At 69.4% G+C, this 17,083-nt stretch carries 17 protein-coding genes and 1 pseudogene; 5 read left to right on the top strand and 13 right to left on the bottom strand.

Going from position 1 to position 17,083, the window contains the following annotated elements; translation table 11 throughout:
* Window positions 1–429, top strand: a 429-nt coding sequence (locus AB0C82_RS12815) for an IS5 family transposase (protein ID WP_362839794.1), incomplete at its 5' end; no start/stop codon positions are given.
* Between the two features lie 236 nt (window positions 430–665).
* Here AB0C82_RS12815 and AB0C82_RS12810 read toward each other — a convergent pair.
* The 4 genes from AB0C82_RS12810 to AB0C82_RS12795 all read right to left on the bottom strand — a co-directional run bounded on the left by AB0C82_RS12810 (window position 666) and on the right by AB0C82_RS12795 (window position 4,040).
* Complete coding sequence (locus AB0C82_RS12810; RefSeq protein WP_362839879.1) at window positions 666–1,205, bottom strand: GNAT family N-acetyltransferase; 540 nt, start codon at window positions 1,203–1,205, stop codon at window positions 666–668.
* A 131-nt stretch (window positions 1,206–1,336) separates the two neighbouring features.
* On the bottom strand, window positions 1,337–2,104 hold the full coding sequence (locus AB0C82_RS12805) for an NPP1 family protein (RefSeq protein WP_362839791.1): 768 nt from the start codon (window positions 2,102–2,104) through the stop codon (window positions 1,337–1,339).
* Between the two features lie 173 nt (window positions 2,105–2,277).
* Window positions 2,278–3,417 carry a winged helix DNA-binding domain-containing protein gene (locus AB0C82_RS12800; RefSeq protein ID WP_362839788.1) on the bottom strand — a complete coding sequence of 380 codons (1,140 nt, stop codon included), beginning with the start codon at window positions 3,415–3,417 and terminating at the stop codon, window positions 2,278–2,280.
* An 80-nt stretch (window positions 3,418–3,497) separates the two neighbouring features.
* Window positions 3,498–4,040: an MOSC domain-containing protein gene (locus tag AB0C82_RS12795; protein ID WP_362839786.1), complete on the bottom strand. Its 543-nt coding sequence runs from the start codon at window positions 4,038–4,040 to the stop codon at window positions 3,498–3,500.
* A gap of 132 nt (window positions 4,041–4,172) precedes the next feature.
* Between AB0C82_RS12795 and cpt the strand changes: the two genes are divergently transcribed.
* Window positions 4,173–4,694, top strand: a complete 522-nt coding sequence (cpt, locus tag AB0C82_RS12790) for a chloramphenicol phosphotransferase CPT (RefSeq protein ID WP_362839783.1) — start codon at window positions 4,173–4,175, stop codon at window positions 4,692–4,694.
* A gap of 144 nt (window positions 4,695–4,838) precedes the next feature.
* Here cpt and AB0C82_RS12785 read toward each other — a convergent pair whose 3' ends face one another.
* Complete coding sequence (locus AB0C82_RS12785; RefSeq protein WP_362839780.1) at window positions 4,839–5,441, bottom strand: GNAT family N-acetyltransferase; 603 nt, start codon at window positions 5,439–5,441, stop codon at window positions 4,839–4,841.
* Window positions 5,438–5,944 carry a hypothetical protein gene (locus tag AB0C82_RS12780; RefSeq protein WP_362839778.1) on the bottom strand — a complete coding sequence of 169 codons (507 nt, stop codon included), beginning with the start codon at window positions 5,942–5,944 and terminating at the stop codon, window positions 5,438–5,440. Before AB0C82_RS12780 ends, AB0C82_RS12785 begins: the two co-directional genes overlap by 4 nt.
* A gap of 121 nt (window positions 5,945–6,065) precedes the next feature.
* On the opposite strand from AB0C82_RS12780, the gene AB0C82_RS12775 reads away from it, so the two are divergent.
* Together AB0C82_RS12775 and AB0C82_RS12770 are read left to right on the top strand one after the other, a co-directional pair.
* Entirely contained in the window at window positions 6,066–6,914 is an 849-nt protein-coding gene (locus AB0C82_RS12775; protein WP_362839776.1) for a GNAT family N-acetyltransferase, read from the top strand.
* 166 nt (window positions 6,915–7,080) lie between these two features.
* Window positions 7,081–7,311, top strand: coding sequence for an e9imm peptide (locus AB0C82_RS12770; RefSeq protein WP_362839773.1), 231 nt, complete (start codon window positions 7,081–7,083; stop codon window positions 7,309–7,311).
* Between the two features lie 9 nt (window positions 7,312–7,320).
* Here AB0C82_RS12770 and AB0C82_RS12765 read toward each other — a convergent pair.
* The 5 genes and pseudogenes from AB0C82_RS12765 to AB0C82_RS12745 all read right to left on the bottom strand — a co-directional run.
* A pseudogene (locus AB0C82_RS12765) lies at window positions 7,321–7,494 on the bottom strand (IS5/IS1182 family transposase); the annotation flags it as partial.
* Window positions 7,495–7,520: 26 nt separating this feature from the next.
* Window positions 7,521–7,751, bottom strand: a complete 231-nt coding sequence (locus AB0C82_RS12760; protein ID WP_362839771.1) for a hypothetical protein — start codon at window positions 7,749–7,751, stop codon at window positions 7,521–7,523.
* Window positions 7,752–7,946: 195 nt separating this feature from the next.
* On the bottom strand, window positions 7,947–8,423 hold the full coding sequence (locus AB0C82_RS12755) for a hypothetical protein (protein WP_362839768.1): 477 nt from the start codon (window positions 8,421–8,423) through the stop codon (window positions 7,947–7,949).
* Window positions 8,424–8,879: 456 nt separating this feature from the next.
* Complete coding sequence (locus tag AB0C82_RS12750; RefSeq protein WP_362839766.1) at window positions 8,880–10,022, bottom strand: AI-2E family transporter; 1,143 nt, start codon at window positions 10,020–10,022, stop codon at window positions 8,880–8,882.
* Between the two features lie 205 nt (window positions 10,023–10,227).
* On the bottom strand, window positions 10,228–10,524 hold the full coding sequence (locus AB0C82_RS12745; protein ID WP_362839764.1) for a DUF6355 family natural product biosynthesis protein: 297 nt from the start codon (window positions 10,522–10,524) through the stop codon (window positions 10,228–10,230).
* Between the two features lie 662 nt (window positions 10,525–11,186).
* On the opposite strand from AB0C82_RS12745, the gene AB0C82_RS12740 reads away from it, so the two are divergent.
* Window positions 11,187–11,990 carry an endonuclease gene (locus AB0C82_RS12740; RefSeq protein WP_362839761.1) on the top strand — a complete coding sequence of 268 codons (804 nt, stop codon included), beginning with the start codon at window positions 11,187–11,189 and terminating at the stop codon, window positions 11,988–11,990.
* Between the two features lie 70 nt (window positions 11,991–12,060).
* Here AB0C82_RS12740 and AB0C82_RS12735 read toward each other — a convergent pair whose 3' ends face one another.
* On the bottom strand, window positions 12,061–15,114 hold the full coding sequence (locus AB0C82_RS12735; protein ID WP_362839758.1) for a hypothetical protein: 3,054 nt from the start codon (window positions 15,112–15,114) through the stop codon (window positions 12,061–12,063).
* Window positions 15,111–16,964 (bottom strand): HSP90 family protein, encoded by a 1,854-nt coding sequence (locus tag AB0C82_RS12730; protein WP_362839755.1) that lies wholly within the window; start codon window positions 16,962–16,964, stop codon window positions 15,111–15,113. Before AB0C82_RS12730 ends, AB0C82_RS12735 begins: the two co-directional genes overlap by 4 nt.
* Window positions 16,965–17,083 lie beyond the last annotated feature (119 nt).

Below are 17,083 nucleotides of genomic sequence, written 5' to 3'. Positions count from 1 at the left end.
CGGCCGGGCAGCAAGCACCACATCCTCGTCGACGGCCAGGGCATCCCGCTCGCGGTGTCCCTGACCGGCGGAAACCGCAACGACGTCACCCAGCTAATGCCGTTGCTCGCCAAGATTCCGTCGGTCCCGGGGCTCGTTGGACGGCCACGTCGACGGCCCGATGCACTGCTCGGTGACCGCGGTTACGACCACGACAAGTACCGCCGCCTGGTCTGGGCTCGGGGCATCAAACCGGTCATCGCCCGCCGCGGTGTCCTGCACGGTTCCGGCCTCGGAGTTCACCGATGGGTTGTCGAGCGCACCATCGCCTGGTTCCACGGCTTCCGACGTCTGCGCATCCGCTGGGAACGGCGCGACGACATCCACGAAGCCTTCCTCGGCCTCGCCACCTGCCTCATCACCCACCGCCACGTCCAACGCCTTTGTTAGGACCTCTTAGGCCCAGTCCGCACCGTCGGCGCCCTTCAGCTGCCGCACCCGCCCCGGTCACTCGAAGGCCTGCACGGCATCCCGGCCACCAGGGCGGGCGGCAGCCGTCGAGGTCGCGCAGGGCAGGAGACCGGCCGCCCGGGCCACCCAGGGCGGGGTCCGCGGGAAGGGCAGTTCTGTGGCGGCATCGACCGCCCCGGCCGCTCAGGGCGGGATCGGCCCGGACGGTTTGCCGCTCAGGGGCGGGAGCGGCAGGCCGTGCTGCCCAGGGGCTTCTCCAGAAGCGTGAACGACTTGGGCGGCGCGCCGCCCGCCTGGGGCTTACCCGCCTTGTGGCCGACGACCTCGTAACCCTCGGCCACGTAATAGGCGTTCAGGCGGGTGTTGCCGGCCAGGCAGTCCAGCCGTACGCTCATCCGCCCCCGCTCGGCCACACGGCGCTCCGCTGCCCGCAGCAGCTGCCGCCCGGTGCCCGGCCAGGCTCCGCCCCGGTCCACCATCAACCGGTGCACATATCCGGCCACCGGCGGTTGCGGGCCCCAGGCGTCCTCGTCCTCCCACCACAACTCCCATGCGCCGACCACCCGGCCGTCGTTCTCGGCCAGCCACGCCTCGCCGTCGGTCATGATCCGGCGGAAGTGGTCCTCGTCCAGCTCACCGGGGTGCCACTGATCGTTGATGCCCTGGGTGAGCATCCAGCGGGCGGCGTCGTCGCGCAGGCGGACGAGAGTGGCGAGGTCGGTGTCGGCGGCGAGGCGGACGTGCAGATCGTTCACGCCGAGATCCTCGCACGCGTCGATCCACACACGGACCGCTCCTCACCTGGCCGGGTCCGTGGCCCCGGCCGGGTGAGGAGCCGGGGCCACAGCCGCGTGACTCCGGTCAACGACCGGATGTCGCACGCTGCTCAGGCGTTGGGGTCGAACGCGATCCCTGCCGGCTTGGCCTTCTCCAGGTGGGCGTTGAAGCTGCCGTCCTTCAGCCCGAAGACGGCGCTGCCGAAGTTGGCCTGGCTCAACTTGTCGCGAAGACCAGCCGGGTAGCCGTTCCAGCCGACGAGGCTGGGGAACTGCCAGCTGTGGTGGTGGTTCTCCGGCGGCTCGTCGTTGGTGTTCGCCGGGCGGAAGCAGTGCGTACTCACGCCGTCCTTGTGATAGACGACCTTGGGGTGGGTGCCGTCCCAGCGGATCCGGTCACGGCTGTATATGTCGAAGTTGCCGTGGGCGGAGGTGGACACGTACCGGGCCTCGTTGTTCTGCACCCAGACCACGACGTGCTCCCAGTCGTGGCGGTGCCCTCCGAGGCTGCTGCCGGCCAGGGCCTGGTCCTTCTCGAAGTACAGGCCGTACATGATGGCGCACCAGCCGTTGTTGCACTTCGAGCGCGAGTATCCGTTGGTGTTGTCGAGGTCCCACGCGTCACGGCACTGGCCGTTCAGCGCTCCGCTCGGGTTGAGGCCGGTGGCGACGGTGCCGTCCGGCCCGATGGCGGCCGTGGAGTAACAGCCGTCCGTGTCGTAGTCGTAGGCCGGTTGGAACGTCTGCTCCAGGCCGTCCGCGGCGGCGGGCAGGGCCGAGGGCGGAGCCGCGTAGGCTCCGCCCGGGAAGGCTATGACCAGGGCGACGGCGCTGCCAAGGGTCAGCGTCACTCTTCGAATCCGCGAGCTCTTCTTCAACTGCGTCCTCCTGATTGACCGCGGTGTGGGGCGCGCGACGTGATTGACATGCCCATATCAGCCTTCGCGAACCTCTTTGCGGGACTGATCCCTTGGGGTGTCACCACGGTGAAGCGACGGCCAACACGAACGGCGCCGAGAACGCACCCGCCGCTACGCCCGCCCGACTGGTGTCAGGCAGGCAACACCCGAGCCTCGGCGTCGGGGAGCTTGGCCCACCAGTGGTTGTAGCGGCTGTACACCCGGGGGTCCCGGCCGGCCAGCACCGCCGTCAGGGAGCGCGCTTCCGCCCCGAGTGCGTCCCACACCGCAGGCGGCAGCTCATGGAAGGCGGTGGCCTCGATACCTCCGTCCACCGGACGCCACACACCTGCGACGTAACCGTCGACGAGGAGAGTCGGCAGCACGTCGCCGTTGTTGCGGATCACGAGTCGGCGGTAGTCCGGCGGGATCACGCGGCTGCGGTCGGCGTACGCGAGGAGAGTGCTGTCCCACATGGCCATGAGCCGAGGTGGGGCCGGGGTGTGGGCGGGCGGTCGGGAGGCGCCCGGGATGTCGTACAGGACTGCGCCCCCGGGGCCTTCGAGCTGCTCGACGGACTCGCCGAGCGCGATCAGTGCCTCGCGGATCGGCGCGCGCCGCACCATGGCGAACTGGGCCACATCCAGGACCGAGGCAGGCCCGAACCCTTCCAAGTACCGCAGGATCAGGGCTTGCAGGGCCGGCGCGACCGTGTCCCGGCCGCTGGGCACCGGACCGGTCCGCGCCGAGACGAACGACGCCCGGTCGGCGAACGACCACGGCCCACCCGTCGGAGCGTGATGCAGCGGTGCGTAGGCACGAAGTCCCCACCAGGCCCCCGGCTGCTTGTCGGCACCGAGCCGGGACTCGAGCCACGTCTTCATCTCCACGGTCGTCCTGGGCCGGTCGGCGAATGCGAGCAGCTCCGGCACCAGCTCATGGCCGTCATCGGGCGTGAGCCCGGAGGCAGCGAACCGGAAGCCGAGACGCGAGGAGTACAGAGTCGGCTGCATCGCCTCGCGGAACGCCTGGTAATCATCGGCATGAACCGTGTGCAGCGTGATCCGCATCAACGTCGCCTTGACCACCGAGCGGGCGGTGAAGCCCGCGTCCAGATCGGCCGGGTCGAAGTCCACCACCCGGTTCCACAGGGCGACGTACGGCGAGGGTGCGTGCTGCGCCTGGACGGCAACGACACGGCGCACCGCCTCGGTGGCGCTCAAAGCCCCACGCTGCAGCAGCAGTTGTCGGTCGAGTGTGGCACGGTTGAGCTCGCGCGCAGTGATCTTCACGCCTTGGATTCTGCCGCTAACCGACCGCCGGACGCCAGGATGATCTGACGCATACGCAGACAGGGCCCCCGGGAGAGTACCTACACACGCTCCAACGGACGGGGCGGACCGGCGGGCAGCTCGACCCCGACAGCGTCACCGGGGTGCACGTCGCCCCCCTTCCTGACCACCCCCATGATCCCTGCCTTGAAGGTGAACTCACCTGTCTCCAGGCTGATTTCGAACATTTCCTGGAGCAGGCCCTTTTGAAAATCGTTGATCTTCGAGCACGGGTTCCTGAGCCCCGTCACCTCGACGACCGCCTCCTCGCCGAGACGCAGAAGGGCCCCGGTGGGCAGTCCGAGCAGGTCGATCCCCCGGGTCGAGATGTTCTCGCCCAGCTGACCAGGGGCCACGGTGAAACCCTTGGCGGCCAAGTCGTCGAAGAGTTCCTCATGGATGAGGTGGACCTGGCGCAGGTTCGGCAGGTCCGGCTCGTACGTCATGCGGAACTGGTGCCTGATGGTCTCCCCCGCATGGACGTCCCCCTCGACGCCGAGACCGGCGAGCAACGTGATGCCCGTCCGGTTCGGCTTGCTGAAGGAGTACGTCCCCTTGCTGCTCACAGCCGTAACCCGTGCCATTGCGCTGCCCACTTCCCCTCGCCGTCGCACTCCGAGCCGGCCGGCGTGTGCGGGCGCCGGACGGCAGGGACATCCGCCGTGATCCGTACGGCCCTGTGAAAGTGCCCCTACTGTGACCTGGTGACAACTCGGATGATCATTCTCAATGGCGGATCCAGCTCGGGCAAGTCCGGGATCGTACGGTGTCTGCAAGCCGTGCTGCCGCAACCGTGGCTGGCGTTCGGGGTCGATTCGTTCGTGGACTCCCTGCCCGCGAGAATGCAGGACTCGGAGGCGGGTATCGAGTTCGCGGCTGACGGCCGAGTGAGCGTCGGGGCCGACTTCCGGGCGTTGGAGGCGGCCTGGATGGAGGGCATCGCAGCCATGGCGGGTGCGGGAGCCTCGGTGATCGTCGACGACGTCTTCCTCGGTGGGGCGGCTTCTCAGCAGCGGTGGCAGAAGGCTGTCGGCGGACTGACGGTGCTGTGGGTCGCCGTCAGGTGCGAGAGCACGGTGGCCGCTGGGCGTGAGGCAGCACGAGCGGACCGGGTTCAGGGGATGGCGGCGTCGCAGGCGGACGTGGTCCATCAAGGGGTGACCTATGACGTGGAGGTGGACACGACGCATACCGAGGCGATGGCGTGCGCGCGAACCATCGCCGCGTATGTGAGCTGATCAGCGAACGACGGATCGGCGAATCCACCGAAACTCGTGGGTCTGCGGACCGACGGATCGCTCGACCGGCGGATCGCTCGACCGGCGCCCGCAGAACACGACGTCGGGATGCGGAGCCCAGCCGCGGAGCCGTTCACGAACCGATTACGGACCCGATTTCGGACCCGATTGGGGACTCGACTGGGGACCCGACCGAGGATCTGCGAGCGCATCGGCCGGTCTGTCGATGCGGTAGACGAAGTGAGTGCGGTCATCATCCGGGTTGTCCGGATCGAGGTCGGCAGTGCCGGTCCTGCGCAGCCCGGCCTTCTCCAGCGCCCGCCAGGACGCTCGGTTGGCCGTGTGGACGGGGACGACGACGGCGGAGGCTTCCGAATAGTCGGTCCAGGTCGCCTCGACGATCGCCCGGATGATGCGCGGGCCCAGCCCTTGCCCTACCCTCGCCGGATCTCCGACCAGGTAGTCGATCGTGACCGCCGTGTCGGGCAGTTCCGTCTGGTCGGCCAACTCGGCCACGTAGTCAGGGAAGTCCGCGAATCTGCACCGCTGGACGAGTGCGACCGGGGTGCCGTCCAGCATGACCAACAGGTCCTCGGAGGGATCCTCACCACGGGCCGCGGGACCGAAGTCGCGTGCGACCGCCTCGACGGACGTGTCGTGATGCCACCAGCGGGCGACATGGGGCTGCGCGAGCCAGCTCCGCAACAACCCGAAGTCGTCCTCGGTCAACCGCCGCCATGTGATCACGACGCCTCCTTGCAGCCGCCCTGGGTATCGACGCATTCTGTTGGCCGGAAATCAGCATCCGGCGCACGGTCGACGGCGCTGCCGTCCGGCTTACGCCCGAACGCGGCAGCAAGGACCGCGGGCAGGTCGGTCGCCGGGACTCCGGCACGTAGCCGGGTCAGGACCCGGGCGAACTCATCGTCGTCGATCATCCCCAGATACTCCTGCCGCATGCCGGACACGACCTCCACGAGCTCTGGCCTCAGCCGCATCCAGGCCCGGGACGTCCGGATCTCCTCGTCGACCTGGTTCATGAACCATCGCATGACCTCGTACGGGATGTCCGTATGTGCGCCGCGGGTGTCGAAGCAGACGGTCGGCTCCCGCGCCGGGTCCTCATCGGGAACGATCGCGGTCACGAGCGTGCGGTCGTCAGCCAGGAGGTCCAGTTCCAGGTACCAGGCGGCGTCGGGTACGGAGTACATCACGGTGACCGCGTAGTCGCCGTGAGGGATGGTGGGCATGGCGGCATGTTGTCAGTCCCGGCCCCGGGAGAAAGCGAATACTTCGCTGCCGGGCACGATTGGGCCTTGGCCCGATATTTCGGCTGGCGGCGTCCGGCGTGCTGGTGCTTGGATGCCCTGCGTGACGTCTACGAATCTTGATGACCGCTCTGAACGAGTACTGCTGGAGCAGATCGAGCGGTACTACGACGCGGTGCCGCGTCACAGTGCCCGGGTCGAGGAACTCGGGGCGCTGACGCTGTTCGTACGGGAGGGCCGAGGGTGGCCGTTCTACGCGCGGCCGGCCCGGGGCTGGACCGGTGAGGTGAGCGCCGCCGCAGTCGCCCGGGTCCGCGCGCGGCAGCGTGAACTCGCGGTGCCGGAGAGCTTCGAGTGGATCGACGAGGTCACGCCCACGCTTCGGGCCGCGGTCGAGGGCGCGGGGCTCGTCGTGCACGAACACCCCTTGATGGTGCTGGACCCGGACGCCCGAGTGACCGGCGCCGAGGCGGTGTCCGGCGACTCGGCGGTGCGGATCCTGGGGCCGGACGACCCGGCGCTGGCGAGCGCACTCGCGGTGCCGCACCTGGCTTTCGCTGAACCCGGAACGGGCGTCGGCGCGGCAGGAGTCGCCGAGCTCGCGGAGATCGTGCGATCCCAGGAGGGCGACGGATCGGTGGAACCCTTGGTGGCACGGATCCGGGCGGGACTGACGTCCGTGGCCGCGGTCGTGAAGGACGGAGCGGCGCTGTGCGCGGGCCAGCACCAGCCGGTCGGAACCGTCAGCGAGATCGTCGGCGTCGGAACGCTGCCCGCTGCGCGGCGGCGTGGTTTTGGGCTCTCGGTCACGGTGGCACTGGTCGCCGATGCCCGGTCGCGGGGCGTGGAGACCATCTTCCTGTCGGCAGGTGACGACGACGTCGCCCGGCTCTATGCCCGCCTCGGCTTCCGCCGTGTCGCCACCGCCCTGATCGCCGAGCCCTCTGAGTGACGAGCCGGCCGACCCGGGGGCGGAACGCTGACCATCTGCCGGTATGCACTCCTCGCACGACAACGTGCCTGGAGAGGCTGACGCTGCGGTCCGTCAGATACCCCAGCCCCTAGGAGTTGTCCGGCCGATCATGCTGCTCGTTAGGCTGGCGCCCAGGGAGGCTGTGATGGGTGCCGTGAAGATGAGCCGGACTGGAGCGGTCGCGCTCGTGCAGCGGGTCATGGATGCGGACTATGCGTCCGAGGACGAGGCGGACGGGTGGTTGGACATGCTTGACAGAGCCCTGGCCTGTCCATCCGGCCACGTCAGCGGCCTGATCTTCTGGCCGCCAAAGCGAGAGCTCTCTGCCGATGAGGTGGTCGATCAGGCATTGGCCTATCGGGCGATCGCGTTGTGACACACGGGCTCAGGTGCGAAGCCAGATAACGAGGCCTGCTGCCGTTGCGGTGCCGAGGAAGACGTAGCTGCGCTTGTCGTAGCGGGTGGCCACTGCTCTGGCGTGCTTGAGCCGGTTGATCGCCCGTTCGACGGTGTTGCGTTTCTTGTACCGCTCTTCGTCGAAGCCGGGTGGCCGCCCGCCATGTCGAGAACGCGGGAGGGGGTGATTCATCCCTCCGGCGACGGTGAGGCGAGCCAGCTGCCGTCCTGCAGCTCAGCGGGCACCTCGTCCTCCCACGGATCGATCCCGCGGCGTTCCAGCTCGTCGAACCACCGGTCTCGCTGCGACTCGGGGAGGCGCTGACCACACCAGGGACAGAAGTGGATCCGCACGCTTGATGTGCCGCCGTCGTGGATGATCAGCCCGTACTCCTGGAACTTGGCAATGAAGCCAACCAATGCGTCCGGCAGGCAGTGACGTCATCGTGTCGGTCGCAGGACACGTTCACGCGGTTGTTCATCGTCTCGCAGCAGTGGCTGGTCATGCATCGGCCCTCTCGTTGATCGGGACGCAGGATGCCCACTGCCGACCGCCCGGGGCCGTTTCGCTTGATCTCCTACGGTCCGCCCGGTGATCCGAACGAACTGCCCGGCTCACTCGCCTTCCAGCGCTGTGCGCACAGTCTTCGAGTCCATACTCTTGGGCTCGAAGAGGTTGACCACCTGATCGACGAGCCAGGTGCCGCGTTCGTCGGGAACGAGTCGCAGCGCGATGTCAACGACCACGGCGAGTCGCTTGGAGTCCATGGTCATTCCCAGTCCGATTCCCGCCGGGTGCGGGCCGAAGGCGGAGACCTCTACCGCTTCCCTCGTGCTCATCCGCGCGTCGCGGTCGTCGCCGGGTTTGGGCGCCGTAATAACCTCGACGCACTCGGCGATGGTGTTCATCCCTCGACTCCGTCGCAGGCGTTCGGTCATGGCCTCGCAGGCGGACTCCCAGTCATGGTCCCATTGGGCCTGCTGATAGGCCCGAGCCGCCTCGATCGCAGCCTTCGCACGTTCCTTGCTGCTCCCCCCGGTCGCAGTGCCGTCGGTGCCGCCGCAACCGGCGAGCGACAGAGACACGGCCATAACGAGCACCCCAGCGAAACGTCCCACCCAAGCAGCCAACTCCCCGCCCCCTCACCTCGGATCGGCCCTTCCCGGAACGGGTAGGGCCGATTACAACAACCACCTGTCGGTGGCCCCTCCACCGCCCACCCCGCCTCGGCGAACGGTCCGGTAGCAACGGCTCGATCCTCGCCCCAGCCACGGGAGTTCATTCGGGTCAGCGTGCACCCCTACGGCATCCCACCGGCGGTAGCAAGTTGTGCCATGTGTCCGCAAGTGCCTTTGCAGTACGTCCGCCTGCGGCGGGTGTCGGCAAATCATCACCGAGGGGTTAGCCGAAGGCGGGCGGCACGGCTCCTCGGGGTCGCGGTCCGCCGGTCGATGGCCTCTGGACGATTGCGGAACCTTTGGAGCCATAGGCAGGCCGCAGGTTCCGCAATCGTCAACAGGGGGCACTTCGTGGCGAGTGCTGTGTGGCTACGCAGGGACCCTCGCGCCGGCGAGCGAGTCGTCGGGCTCGTCGGGCTCGGGATCCGCCTGAGGCTCCGGACCGGCCGATGGGTCGCTGAGCTGGTCGCGCACGTAGTTCCAGACCACCGCGATCAACGCCGCCACCGGGACGGCGAGCAGGCTGCCCACGATGCCGGCCACGCTGCCGCCCAGGGTCACCGCCAGCAGGACCACCGCGGCATGAAGGCCGAGCCCGCGGCTCTGGATCATGGGCTGGAACACGTTGCCTTCGAGTTGCTGCACCACGAGGATGATCGCCAGCACGATCAGCGCGTCCGTCAGACCGTTGTACACCAACGCGATGAGCACCGCGACGAGACCGGCGAACAGGGCGCCAACGATGGGGACGAACGCCGAGATGAAGGTGAGTACGGCCAGCGGAAGCGCCAGGGGCACTCCCAGGATCCAGAGACCGAGGCCGATGAAGACGGCGTCGAGCAGGCCGACGAATGCCTGCGAGCGCACGAAGGCACCCAGCGTCTCCCAACCACGTGAGGCCACGATCGGGACGTCGGTGGCCAGACGGCCGGGGAGCTGACGGGTGAGCCACGGCAGGAACCGCGGGCCGTCCTTGAGGAAGAAGAACATCAGGAAGAGCGACAGGAAAGCGGTGACCACACCGTTCAGCACGGTGCTCAGACCGGTGCCGACCGCGGTGACCATGCTGCCGATGCTGTCCTGGACGCGCGCGATGGCGGAGTCGAACGCACCACTGATCTGGTCGTCGCCGATGTTCAGCGGCGGCCCGGCTGCCCACTCGCGCAGTTTCTGAATACCCTCGACCACTCCGTCGGTCAGCTCGCCGGACTGGGAGGCCACCGGCACAGCGATCAGCGCCAGGATGGCCGCGAAGAAGAGGAGGAACAGGACGGTCACGACCGAGGCCGCGAGCGCGGGGTGCCAACCGTGCCGGCGCAGGAAGCGGGCGGGTGGCCAGGTGAGAGTGGTGAGGAACAGGCCGACGACGATCGGCCATACGATCGGCCACATCCACCCCAGCATCCACACGGCCGCGGCCGCCGCGACGATGACCAGCAGCAACTCGACGGATACGCGTGCCGTTGTTCGCAGCGCGGCGGCCGTCTTTATGGAGTTCAATGTGGCAGACATGGGGCCACCCTAGTGAAATCCTGGTCGTCCTTCGAAATGACCGTCGTGCGGCACACGTTGCCGTCCCGTCACTCCCGTCCCACCGGCGCGGTGTCAGGCCCGGAAGCCCGGATCCCCCGCGCCGTCGTCGCGCCGGGCCGTACTCCGCCGAAGGGGCACGGCCCGGCCCGCCGGGGTCCCGAGACCTCCGTCGCGCGATCGTGGGTCAGCAGGTTCGGCCGACGTAGAAGGCCCCCTGGATCCTGCTCGCCGAGCCGAGCCAGGTGTCGCCGGGGCCCACACAGCGCTCGTAGTTGGGGCCGAAGACCTCGACTTCGATGATGACGTTCGACCCGTCCGACGTGCAGTGGTTGTACCGGGCGTCGGAGCCCGTCTCGTAGAACCCGCAGGGGTTCATGGCCGTGGCGGCGTGTGCGGGGGCAGTGGCCGTCGCGGCCGGCGCGAGACCCACGGTCAGTACGGCCGCGGCAGCGGCGGACAGCAGCGAATGGCGAATACGCATCGCGATCTCCTCATCGAGCATGTGCCGGGCGCTGATCACCCGGACACTCGATGATCACGGAGCCGCACATCGGGTGGCTGCCACATTGCCCCGTACGGAGCAGTGAGTACAGCCGATCGGGACGCAGGTGGTGACACTGCCGGCTTCCTCGGCGCCTCGGGAGCCGAGCGGTTCACCGACGAGCACACCGGCGCGGCTCAGCGGCGCCGCGCGTCCACCGGCAGGCGAAGCGAAAATGTGCGCAGAACCCGCGCGCGCCGTCGCGCTCGTCACGACCAGGTCATCGATACGGCCGTGACGGTCACGAGCACTTCGCGCGAGGCGACCGACGGGCCGACGATTCCCTTCGCCCTGGCTTCCCCGATCGACCTGATCCGTGTGGCGTCGAGTTCCGCGGGACAGTCGTACAAGTCGCCCGTCGGGGTGCGTGCCGGGGCGGGCGAACAAGGACGCACCCCCGCGAGCGCACCACTGACGCGAAGTGGGGAGCGGGGGTTGTGCCGTATGCGAGAACGTCATGAAAACGCCTTCTCCCGGTTACGCAAGCCGCCTTCGCCCCGTGCCATGCTCCCGATGACAAAAAGTCAACACGCGTAGAACGCGGCGCCGTTGGGGCAAAAGCCGCGTTGCGGCGCGTGACGTTTCCGGAAAGGGCACCCCCCATGTCCGTTGCTCACATAGGAAGATGGAAGGTGCTGGCGACAGCCATAGCCACCGTCCTCCTCGGCCTCACCCTTCCGACGGTCGCCGCGAGTCCCGCGAGCGCTACGACCACCGCGTACGACAGTACGTACTACAAGAACGCGATCGGCAAGACCGGCACGAGCCTCAAGTCCTCGCTGCACACGATCATCAGCCCCCAGACCAAGATCTCGTACGACGCGGTCTGGAACGCGCTGAAGGTCACCGACCAGGACCCTGCCAACAGCGGCAACGTGATCCTGCTGTACAGCGGTACGTCACGCAGCAAGAGCCTCAACGGCGGCGACGTCGGTGACTGGAACCGTGAGCACGTCTGGGCCCAGTCGCACGGCAACTTCGGCACCTCGGCCGGCCCCGGCACCGACCTCCACCACCTGCGCCCCGCGGACGTCCAGGTCAACAGCATCCGGGGGAACAAGGACTTCGACAACGGCGGCAGCGCTGTGAGCGGCGCGGCAGGCAGCTACACGGACACCAACTCCTTCGAGCCGCGAAACGCGGACAAGGGCGATGTGGCCCGCATGATCCTCTACATGGCCGTCCGCTACGAGGGGGACGACGCCTGGGCGGATCTGGAGCCCAACGACTCGGTGTCCAACGGCAGCGTTCCCTACCACGGCCGCCTCTCCGTGCTGAAGCAGTGGAGCGCGCAGGACCCGCCGAGCGCCTTCGAAGAGCGGCGCAACCAGGTCATCTTCGACACCTACCAGAAGAACCGCAACCCGTTCATCGACCACCCGGAGTGGGTCGAGGCGATCTGGTAGACCGCACGTGACGTCGGCTCATCTCCCCGCCGCCGCGGGAGGATGAGCCGACGGGCAGCCGGCCGGACCCCTACGCCAGGTGGGCGAGCATCCCCTCCGCGCGGATCTTCAGATCCGCGGCCAGGTCCCCCTGCATCGCTTCGAGTTCAGTGATGAAAGCGGCCACTCGACCGGTGGCGTCGTCCGCACGGCCGAGTTCCTTCTCCGCCCGCGCGGCGTAGAGCTCGCACTGGAACCGGTCCACGAGCACGTCGTCGCCCAACTCCGCGTAGAGCGCTGCAGCCCGCTCGAACAGGTCCGCTATCTCCTCGCGTACGGCCCGTACCCCCTCGGGCGAGGACTTCTCCCGGCTCTGGCCGTCACCCTCACCGCCGCCGACGCCGACGTCCTCGTCCTCGTCCTCGTCCTCGTCCTCGTCGAGTGTGTCCTGGAGCAGCCGGGCGAACTGCTGCCAGGTCTGGGCCCGCTCCTCCCGCATCGAGGGCTCATCCGACGCGTCACCGACGGCCAGCGCCTGCTCCATCAGGTCACGCGCGCGTCCGCGCCCCGAGTCCCCCTCCTCGTCCTCCTCGTCCTCCTCGTCCTCCACAGCGAGCCAGGCCAGCGAGCGCAGCAGCCTTACCTCGGCGCCCGGATTGCCGCCGTCGCGCCGCCAGAGCTCCAGGGAACGCTCGTAGGCGGCCACGGCCTCGCTGTGCAGGCCGGCGGCGCCGAGCGACTCCCCGGCCGAGTGCGCGAGGCCGGCCTCGTACTGCGGTTCGTCCCACCCCTTGGCGGTCTCCGCGGCCAGCAGATACTGCTCCGCCGCGGCACGCGGGTCGTGCAGCTCCCGGAGAAGTCCGCCGAGCAGCTCCCTGGCTTCCACGCCTTCCCACTGGCCGTGCTCCAGGAGGTCGGGCAGGGCCGACTGGAGCACCTCCCCGGCCTCGGCGGTGCGCCCCGCCGCCGCGTACGCCCTCGCCAGGAGCAACCTGGCCCGGGCCCCTGCCCCTGCCGCGAGACCGGCCTGGTCGAACCAGTGGGTCGCGTCGAGGGCATACGGCACCGCGTCCTCGGCCTCGCCCCGGCGGAGCAGGATCTCGGCGAGTGTCAGCCGCAGTCCGCCCTGGGACGCGCCGTCGGTCAGCTCGGCGGCGTGGTCGAGTGCGGCGCGGGCGGCGGCCTCCGCGCTCTCCAGTTCGCCGCGCGCGGCGAGCACACCGGCGTGGAATGACAGCGGTCCGACGGCGTCCCATGGCTGCTCCGCCGCCTGGAGGCGTCGTGCCGCCGAGTTCAGCAGTGGCGTCACCCGCTCGAAGTCGTCGACTGCCATGGCCATCTGCGCGAGAAGCAACTCGCTGTCAGCGACGATGTCGGCCACGCTCCCGGGACCGGCCGTCAGCGCCGCGGGCTCGCCGCCGTACGTGGTGACGAAACCCTCCAGGCCGGCCGCCAGACAGTGGTCGACGGGCGACGCCGGGTCGTCCGTCACCCGCAGGCGCAGGTACGACTCGATACGCAGGACGGTGACTTCGGCGGCGGCGATCCGGCGCGGGCGCTCGGGGTCGGCCCCGTCCAGTTCCTGGGCCGCCAGCTGCGCCGTGGCGAGCAGCTCACGTATCTCGTCGGCGTCGGTGTCGGACTGGGCGGCGCATCCCGCGACGGCCAGCAGGGCGTGGGCGGCGCGGCTGTGGTGTCCGGCAGCCCGGTAGGACGCGGCCGCCTCGGCGTAGAGGACGCGGGCCTCCGGGTCGCCCGCGCCGGCGGCGGTCATGGCCCTGTGCGCGAGTAGGTCCCCGGCCAGCGCCGGGTCGGGCAGGCAGCCTTCGCCCGTGCCTTCGGCGGCGTCGACGAGCCGGGCCACCTCGGCCCACAGTCCGGGGGCGGACGGGTGTCCCTGTCTCCGGGCGGCCCGTGCACGTTCGACGAGCTCGGCCGGATCCGGTCCCTCGCCGCCCTCGGCGGGGCCGGGTTCCGTGGCGCGCGGGCGTCCGCTGCGGTCCTGCGCGGCGGCCTGGCCCGGCAGGGGCAGCTCCGCACTGCGTACGCCCAGGGGAAGCGACTGCACCAGGGGCTGCTGTCCGATCCGGTCGACCAGCCGCTGGGAGACGAGCGTCGTGCCGTTGCGTGCGTCGAAGCGGGCGGCGATGTCCGTGGCCGCGGCGTACAGCAGCTCGTACAGCTCCTTCACGCCGCGGACTGCGCCCCGGTGGGAGACGGTCGGGCTGTCCCCGTGTCCCAGGTCGGTGAGCCTGCGCAGCAGGACGAGCACTCCCCCGGCGAACTCCATCTGTGATTCGACGTCCGCCAGCGGGCCGAGGTGTCCGGCGTGCTCGGCCAGGATCTCCAGGCCGCGTGACTCGTTCCCGGTCAGCGCACAGAATTCGATGTGCTCGCCGACGGAGCGGAGCAGGTTCTCCTTGCCACGGACCATGCGGTAGCCGCGCACATGGTACGTACGCGCCTCGTCGGTGCGGCCGAGCCGCGCGAGCGGGAGCAGGGCGTGGGCCAGCACCCGGTGGGGCTCCTCCATACAGCACAGGCCGTCGGTGAGGACCGGCTTCCAGACCTCGATCGCCTTCGCGTCGTCGCCCTTGCGTGCCCAGTACCAGCCCTGGGTGTTGATCTCGCAGGCGTGGCAGTCGCTCATCGAGTCCCGCTCGGCCGCCGCCCACCCGGTGATCGCCCGCTCCATCCGGGCGTGGTCGCCGGTCGCGTCGGCCAGGTGGAACTCGGCCTGGCGTACGGCCCGTTCGCTGTATCCGGCCATCCTGTAGCGGCGTTCCATGTCCATCAGCCAGCCGTCGACGGCCGAGAGCGGGATCTCCGGGGACTCGACGATCCGCCCGGCCACCCACTTGAAGCGCCAGAACAGCCGGTGCACCTCATGGGCGGCGAAGGCGCCCGGGTCGCGGTCGTACTCCTGGAGCAGCCGGGCGAAGGGAACCACCATCTTGGTGCGCTCGGCGCTGTATTCGTAGGCCTCGATCATGGCGACGAGGGCCCGGCGGAACAGCTCTCGGTCTCCCGTGGCCTCGGCGGCCGCGCCGAGTGCCTCGGCATGGGCATTGCGCGCCGTGCCGTGGGGTGCGCGGGCGTTCTCGACCAGCTCGCGAAGGATGTCGTCGGGGGTCATGGTGGTCACTTCTGGTTCTCCTGGGGGTTCGCGTGGGTCGCCCATTCCAGAAGCCCGAGGAAGGCACGGTTGAGCAGGGTGGAGTCGGCGGGGCGCAGGGGCCGCTGCGACATCAGCAGGGCCTGGCCGTACAGCGACTCGACGGCTGTGCCGGTGAGTTCGACGTCGGGCAGACCGGCGATCCGGCGGATGAGCGGGTTGTTGTGGTTGAGGACCAGCCGGGCCCGGGGCGCCGAACCCCGCAGGGAACCGAGGATGTCGGTCCACAGCGAGTCGGCGTTCTCCTGGGCGGTGACGCGGTCCCGCTCGTGGCGCGCCTGACGGTCGTCCAGGAAGAGCGCGGGCACACTCACCGGCTGGAACGCTCGCAGCGCCACGTCGCAGCCGTGCGGGTCCAGCCGGGTGCGGGCCGTGGCGAGGAAGGAGGCGAGGGCCAGCTCATCGGTGGTGGAGACCGGGTCGAGCCGCTCGGTGACGGCTCCGGCATCGAGTTCGGTGACCTTCAGACCCGGACGGATCGTGGGGAGCAGGGTGAGCAGTTCGGCGTCGTAGGTGTATCCGGCGTTGACGACACCGAGGCCGTGGGCGGCGGCGATCGGGGCGATCTGCCGGAACTCCTCCACGGTCCGGGTGAAGTGGATCTCCTTGTGCGCCGCGGCGAACTCCTCGAGACCGAGGTTTCCGTCGCTGGTCTCGAACGGCAGCCAGGGCAGCATGAGTTCGAAGAGCTCGGCGTCGTGGCGTGCCAGCGACTTCACGCCGAGGTGGTGGACGCGCAGGAAGTCCGCGAGTCGCTGGGGGTCGCCTGCGGCGAGCTCGGTCAGCCATTGCCGTACCCGTCCGCCGAGGGCGTCGCGCACGGCGGCGAGGGTTTCGTCGTCGTACAGGTTCTCGCGCGAGGCCGTCGGCCGCAGCGAGTCCGTGTCCACCACGGCCCGGACGAAAAAAGCCCAGTCGGGCAGCAGGTTGCTCGCGTGGTCGGTGAGCAGCATGCCCTTGAGGTAGGTGCGGTGACCGGCCTTGTGCGCGGGGCTGGTCGGTTCGGGGAGTACGTACGCGACCCCGCGCACGCCGGCCACCGGCAGGTCGAGGTCGATCGTGTCGAGCGGCGTGAATCCGAAGACGTTGGAACAGTGCCCGGCGAGCGCCACGCGGCGGGAGGCGGGGGTGGGGTATGTACGGTCCCAGACCGCGGGCCGGTCCGTGACGGGGCGTTCGGTGCCGTCGGCTCCGGCGAACGTGATGTCGTACGGGAGCAGGGAGCCGAAGTCGCGGGCCAGGGCCTCCACGCGGGAGGGCTCCATCCACTCCGTCGAACCGGGGCGCGCCTCCAGGTACACGGTGGTGCCCGCTTCGGGACGAGCGTCGTCGGTCAGCACCCGGACGGTGTACGAACCGTCGTCGGACGCGAGCCACTCCACCGGGAGGGCATCGGGGGTACGCGCGGAACGGGTCACCACCCTGATCCGCCGCGCCACGACGAAGCAGGCCAGCAGACCGATGCCGAACTGGCCGAGGAACTCCCGTCGGGCGGACTCCAGTCCGTGCTCGCCACCGCGCTTGGAACTGCGCCCGATGGTGGCGAGCAGGGTGTGCACCTCGTCGGAGGTCAGACCGATACCGCTGTCCTCGATGGACACCGTCCCGTCGGCGGCGCGGAGCCGGATGGCGGACTGGGCGGAGGGGTCGAGCGCCTGACGGGCGGTGACGGCGTCCACGGCGTTCTGCAGGAGCTCGCGGACGTATACCCGGGGACTGGAGTACAGGTGGTGGGACAGCAGGTCGACCAGCCCCCGCAGGTCGACCTGGAAACTGTTGACGTCCGGCGCCGTCTCTTCGTGCGGGATGGCGGAAGTCATGGTGCATCACCTCGTGTGCGCATGGGTAAACAGACGACCTCGAGGTACCCCCCCTCACAGATCGCGAAGTGAGACACAGCGTAGGCGGCGGCACCGACAACCGCCCGCGAGATATGGCC

The sequence above is a fragment of the Streptomyces sp. NPDC048560 genome, from assembly GCF_040650955.1.
In the GTDB taxonomy this organism is placed as follows: Bacteria; Actinomycetota; Actinomycetes; order Streptomycetales; family Streptomycetaceae; genus Streptomyces.
Note: the sequence above shows the minus strand (reverse complement) of the source record. Positions and strands in the feature narration are given on the sequence as shown.

Coding starts and splice junctions, on each gene's coding strand:
- AB0C82_RS12795 (WP_362839786.1), bottom strand. CDS start 4,040: ATGGCACGGGTTACGGCTGTGAGCAGCAAGGGGACGTACTCCTTCAGC.
- cpt (WP_362839783.1), top strand. CDS start 4,173: ATGATCATTCTCAATGGCGGATCCAGCTCGGGCAAGTCCGGGATCGTA.
- AB0C82_RS12780 (WP_362839778.1), bottom strand. CDS start 5,944: ATGCCCACCATCCCTCACGGCGACTACGCGGTCACCGTGATGTACTCC.
- AB0C82_RS12770 (WP_362839773.1), top strand. CDS start 7,081: ATGGGTGCCGTGAAGATGAGCCGGACTGGAGCGGTCGCGCTCGTGCAG.
- AB0C82_RS12755 (WP_362839768.1), bottom strand. CDS start 8,423: ATGGCCGTGTCTCTGTCGCTCGCCGGTTGCGGCGGCACCGACGGCACT.
- AB0C82_RS12750 (WP_362839766.1), bottom strand. CDS start 10,022: ATGTCTGCCACATTGAACTCCATAAAGACGGCCGCCGCGCTGCGAACA.
- AB0C82_RS12745 (WP_362839764.1), bottom strand. CDS start 10,524: ATGCGTATTCGCCATTCGCTGCTGTCCGCCGCTGCCGCGGCCGTACTG.
- AB0C82_RS12740 (WP_362839761.1), top strand. CDS start 11,187: ATGTCCGTTGCTCACATAGGAAGATGGAAGGTGCTGGCGACAGCCATA.
- AB0C82_RS12730 (WP_362839755.1), bottom strand. CDS start 16,964: ATGACTTCCGCCATCCCGCACGAAGAGACGGCGCCGGACGTCAACAGT.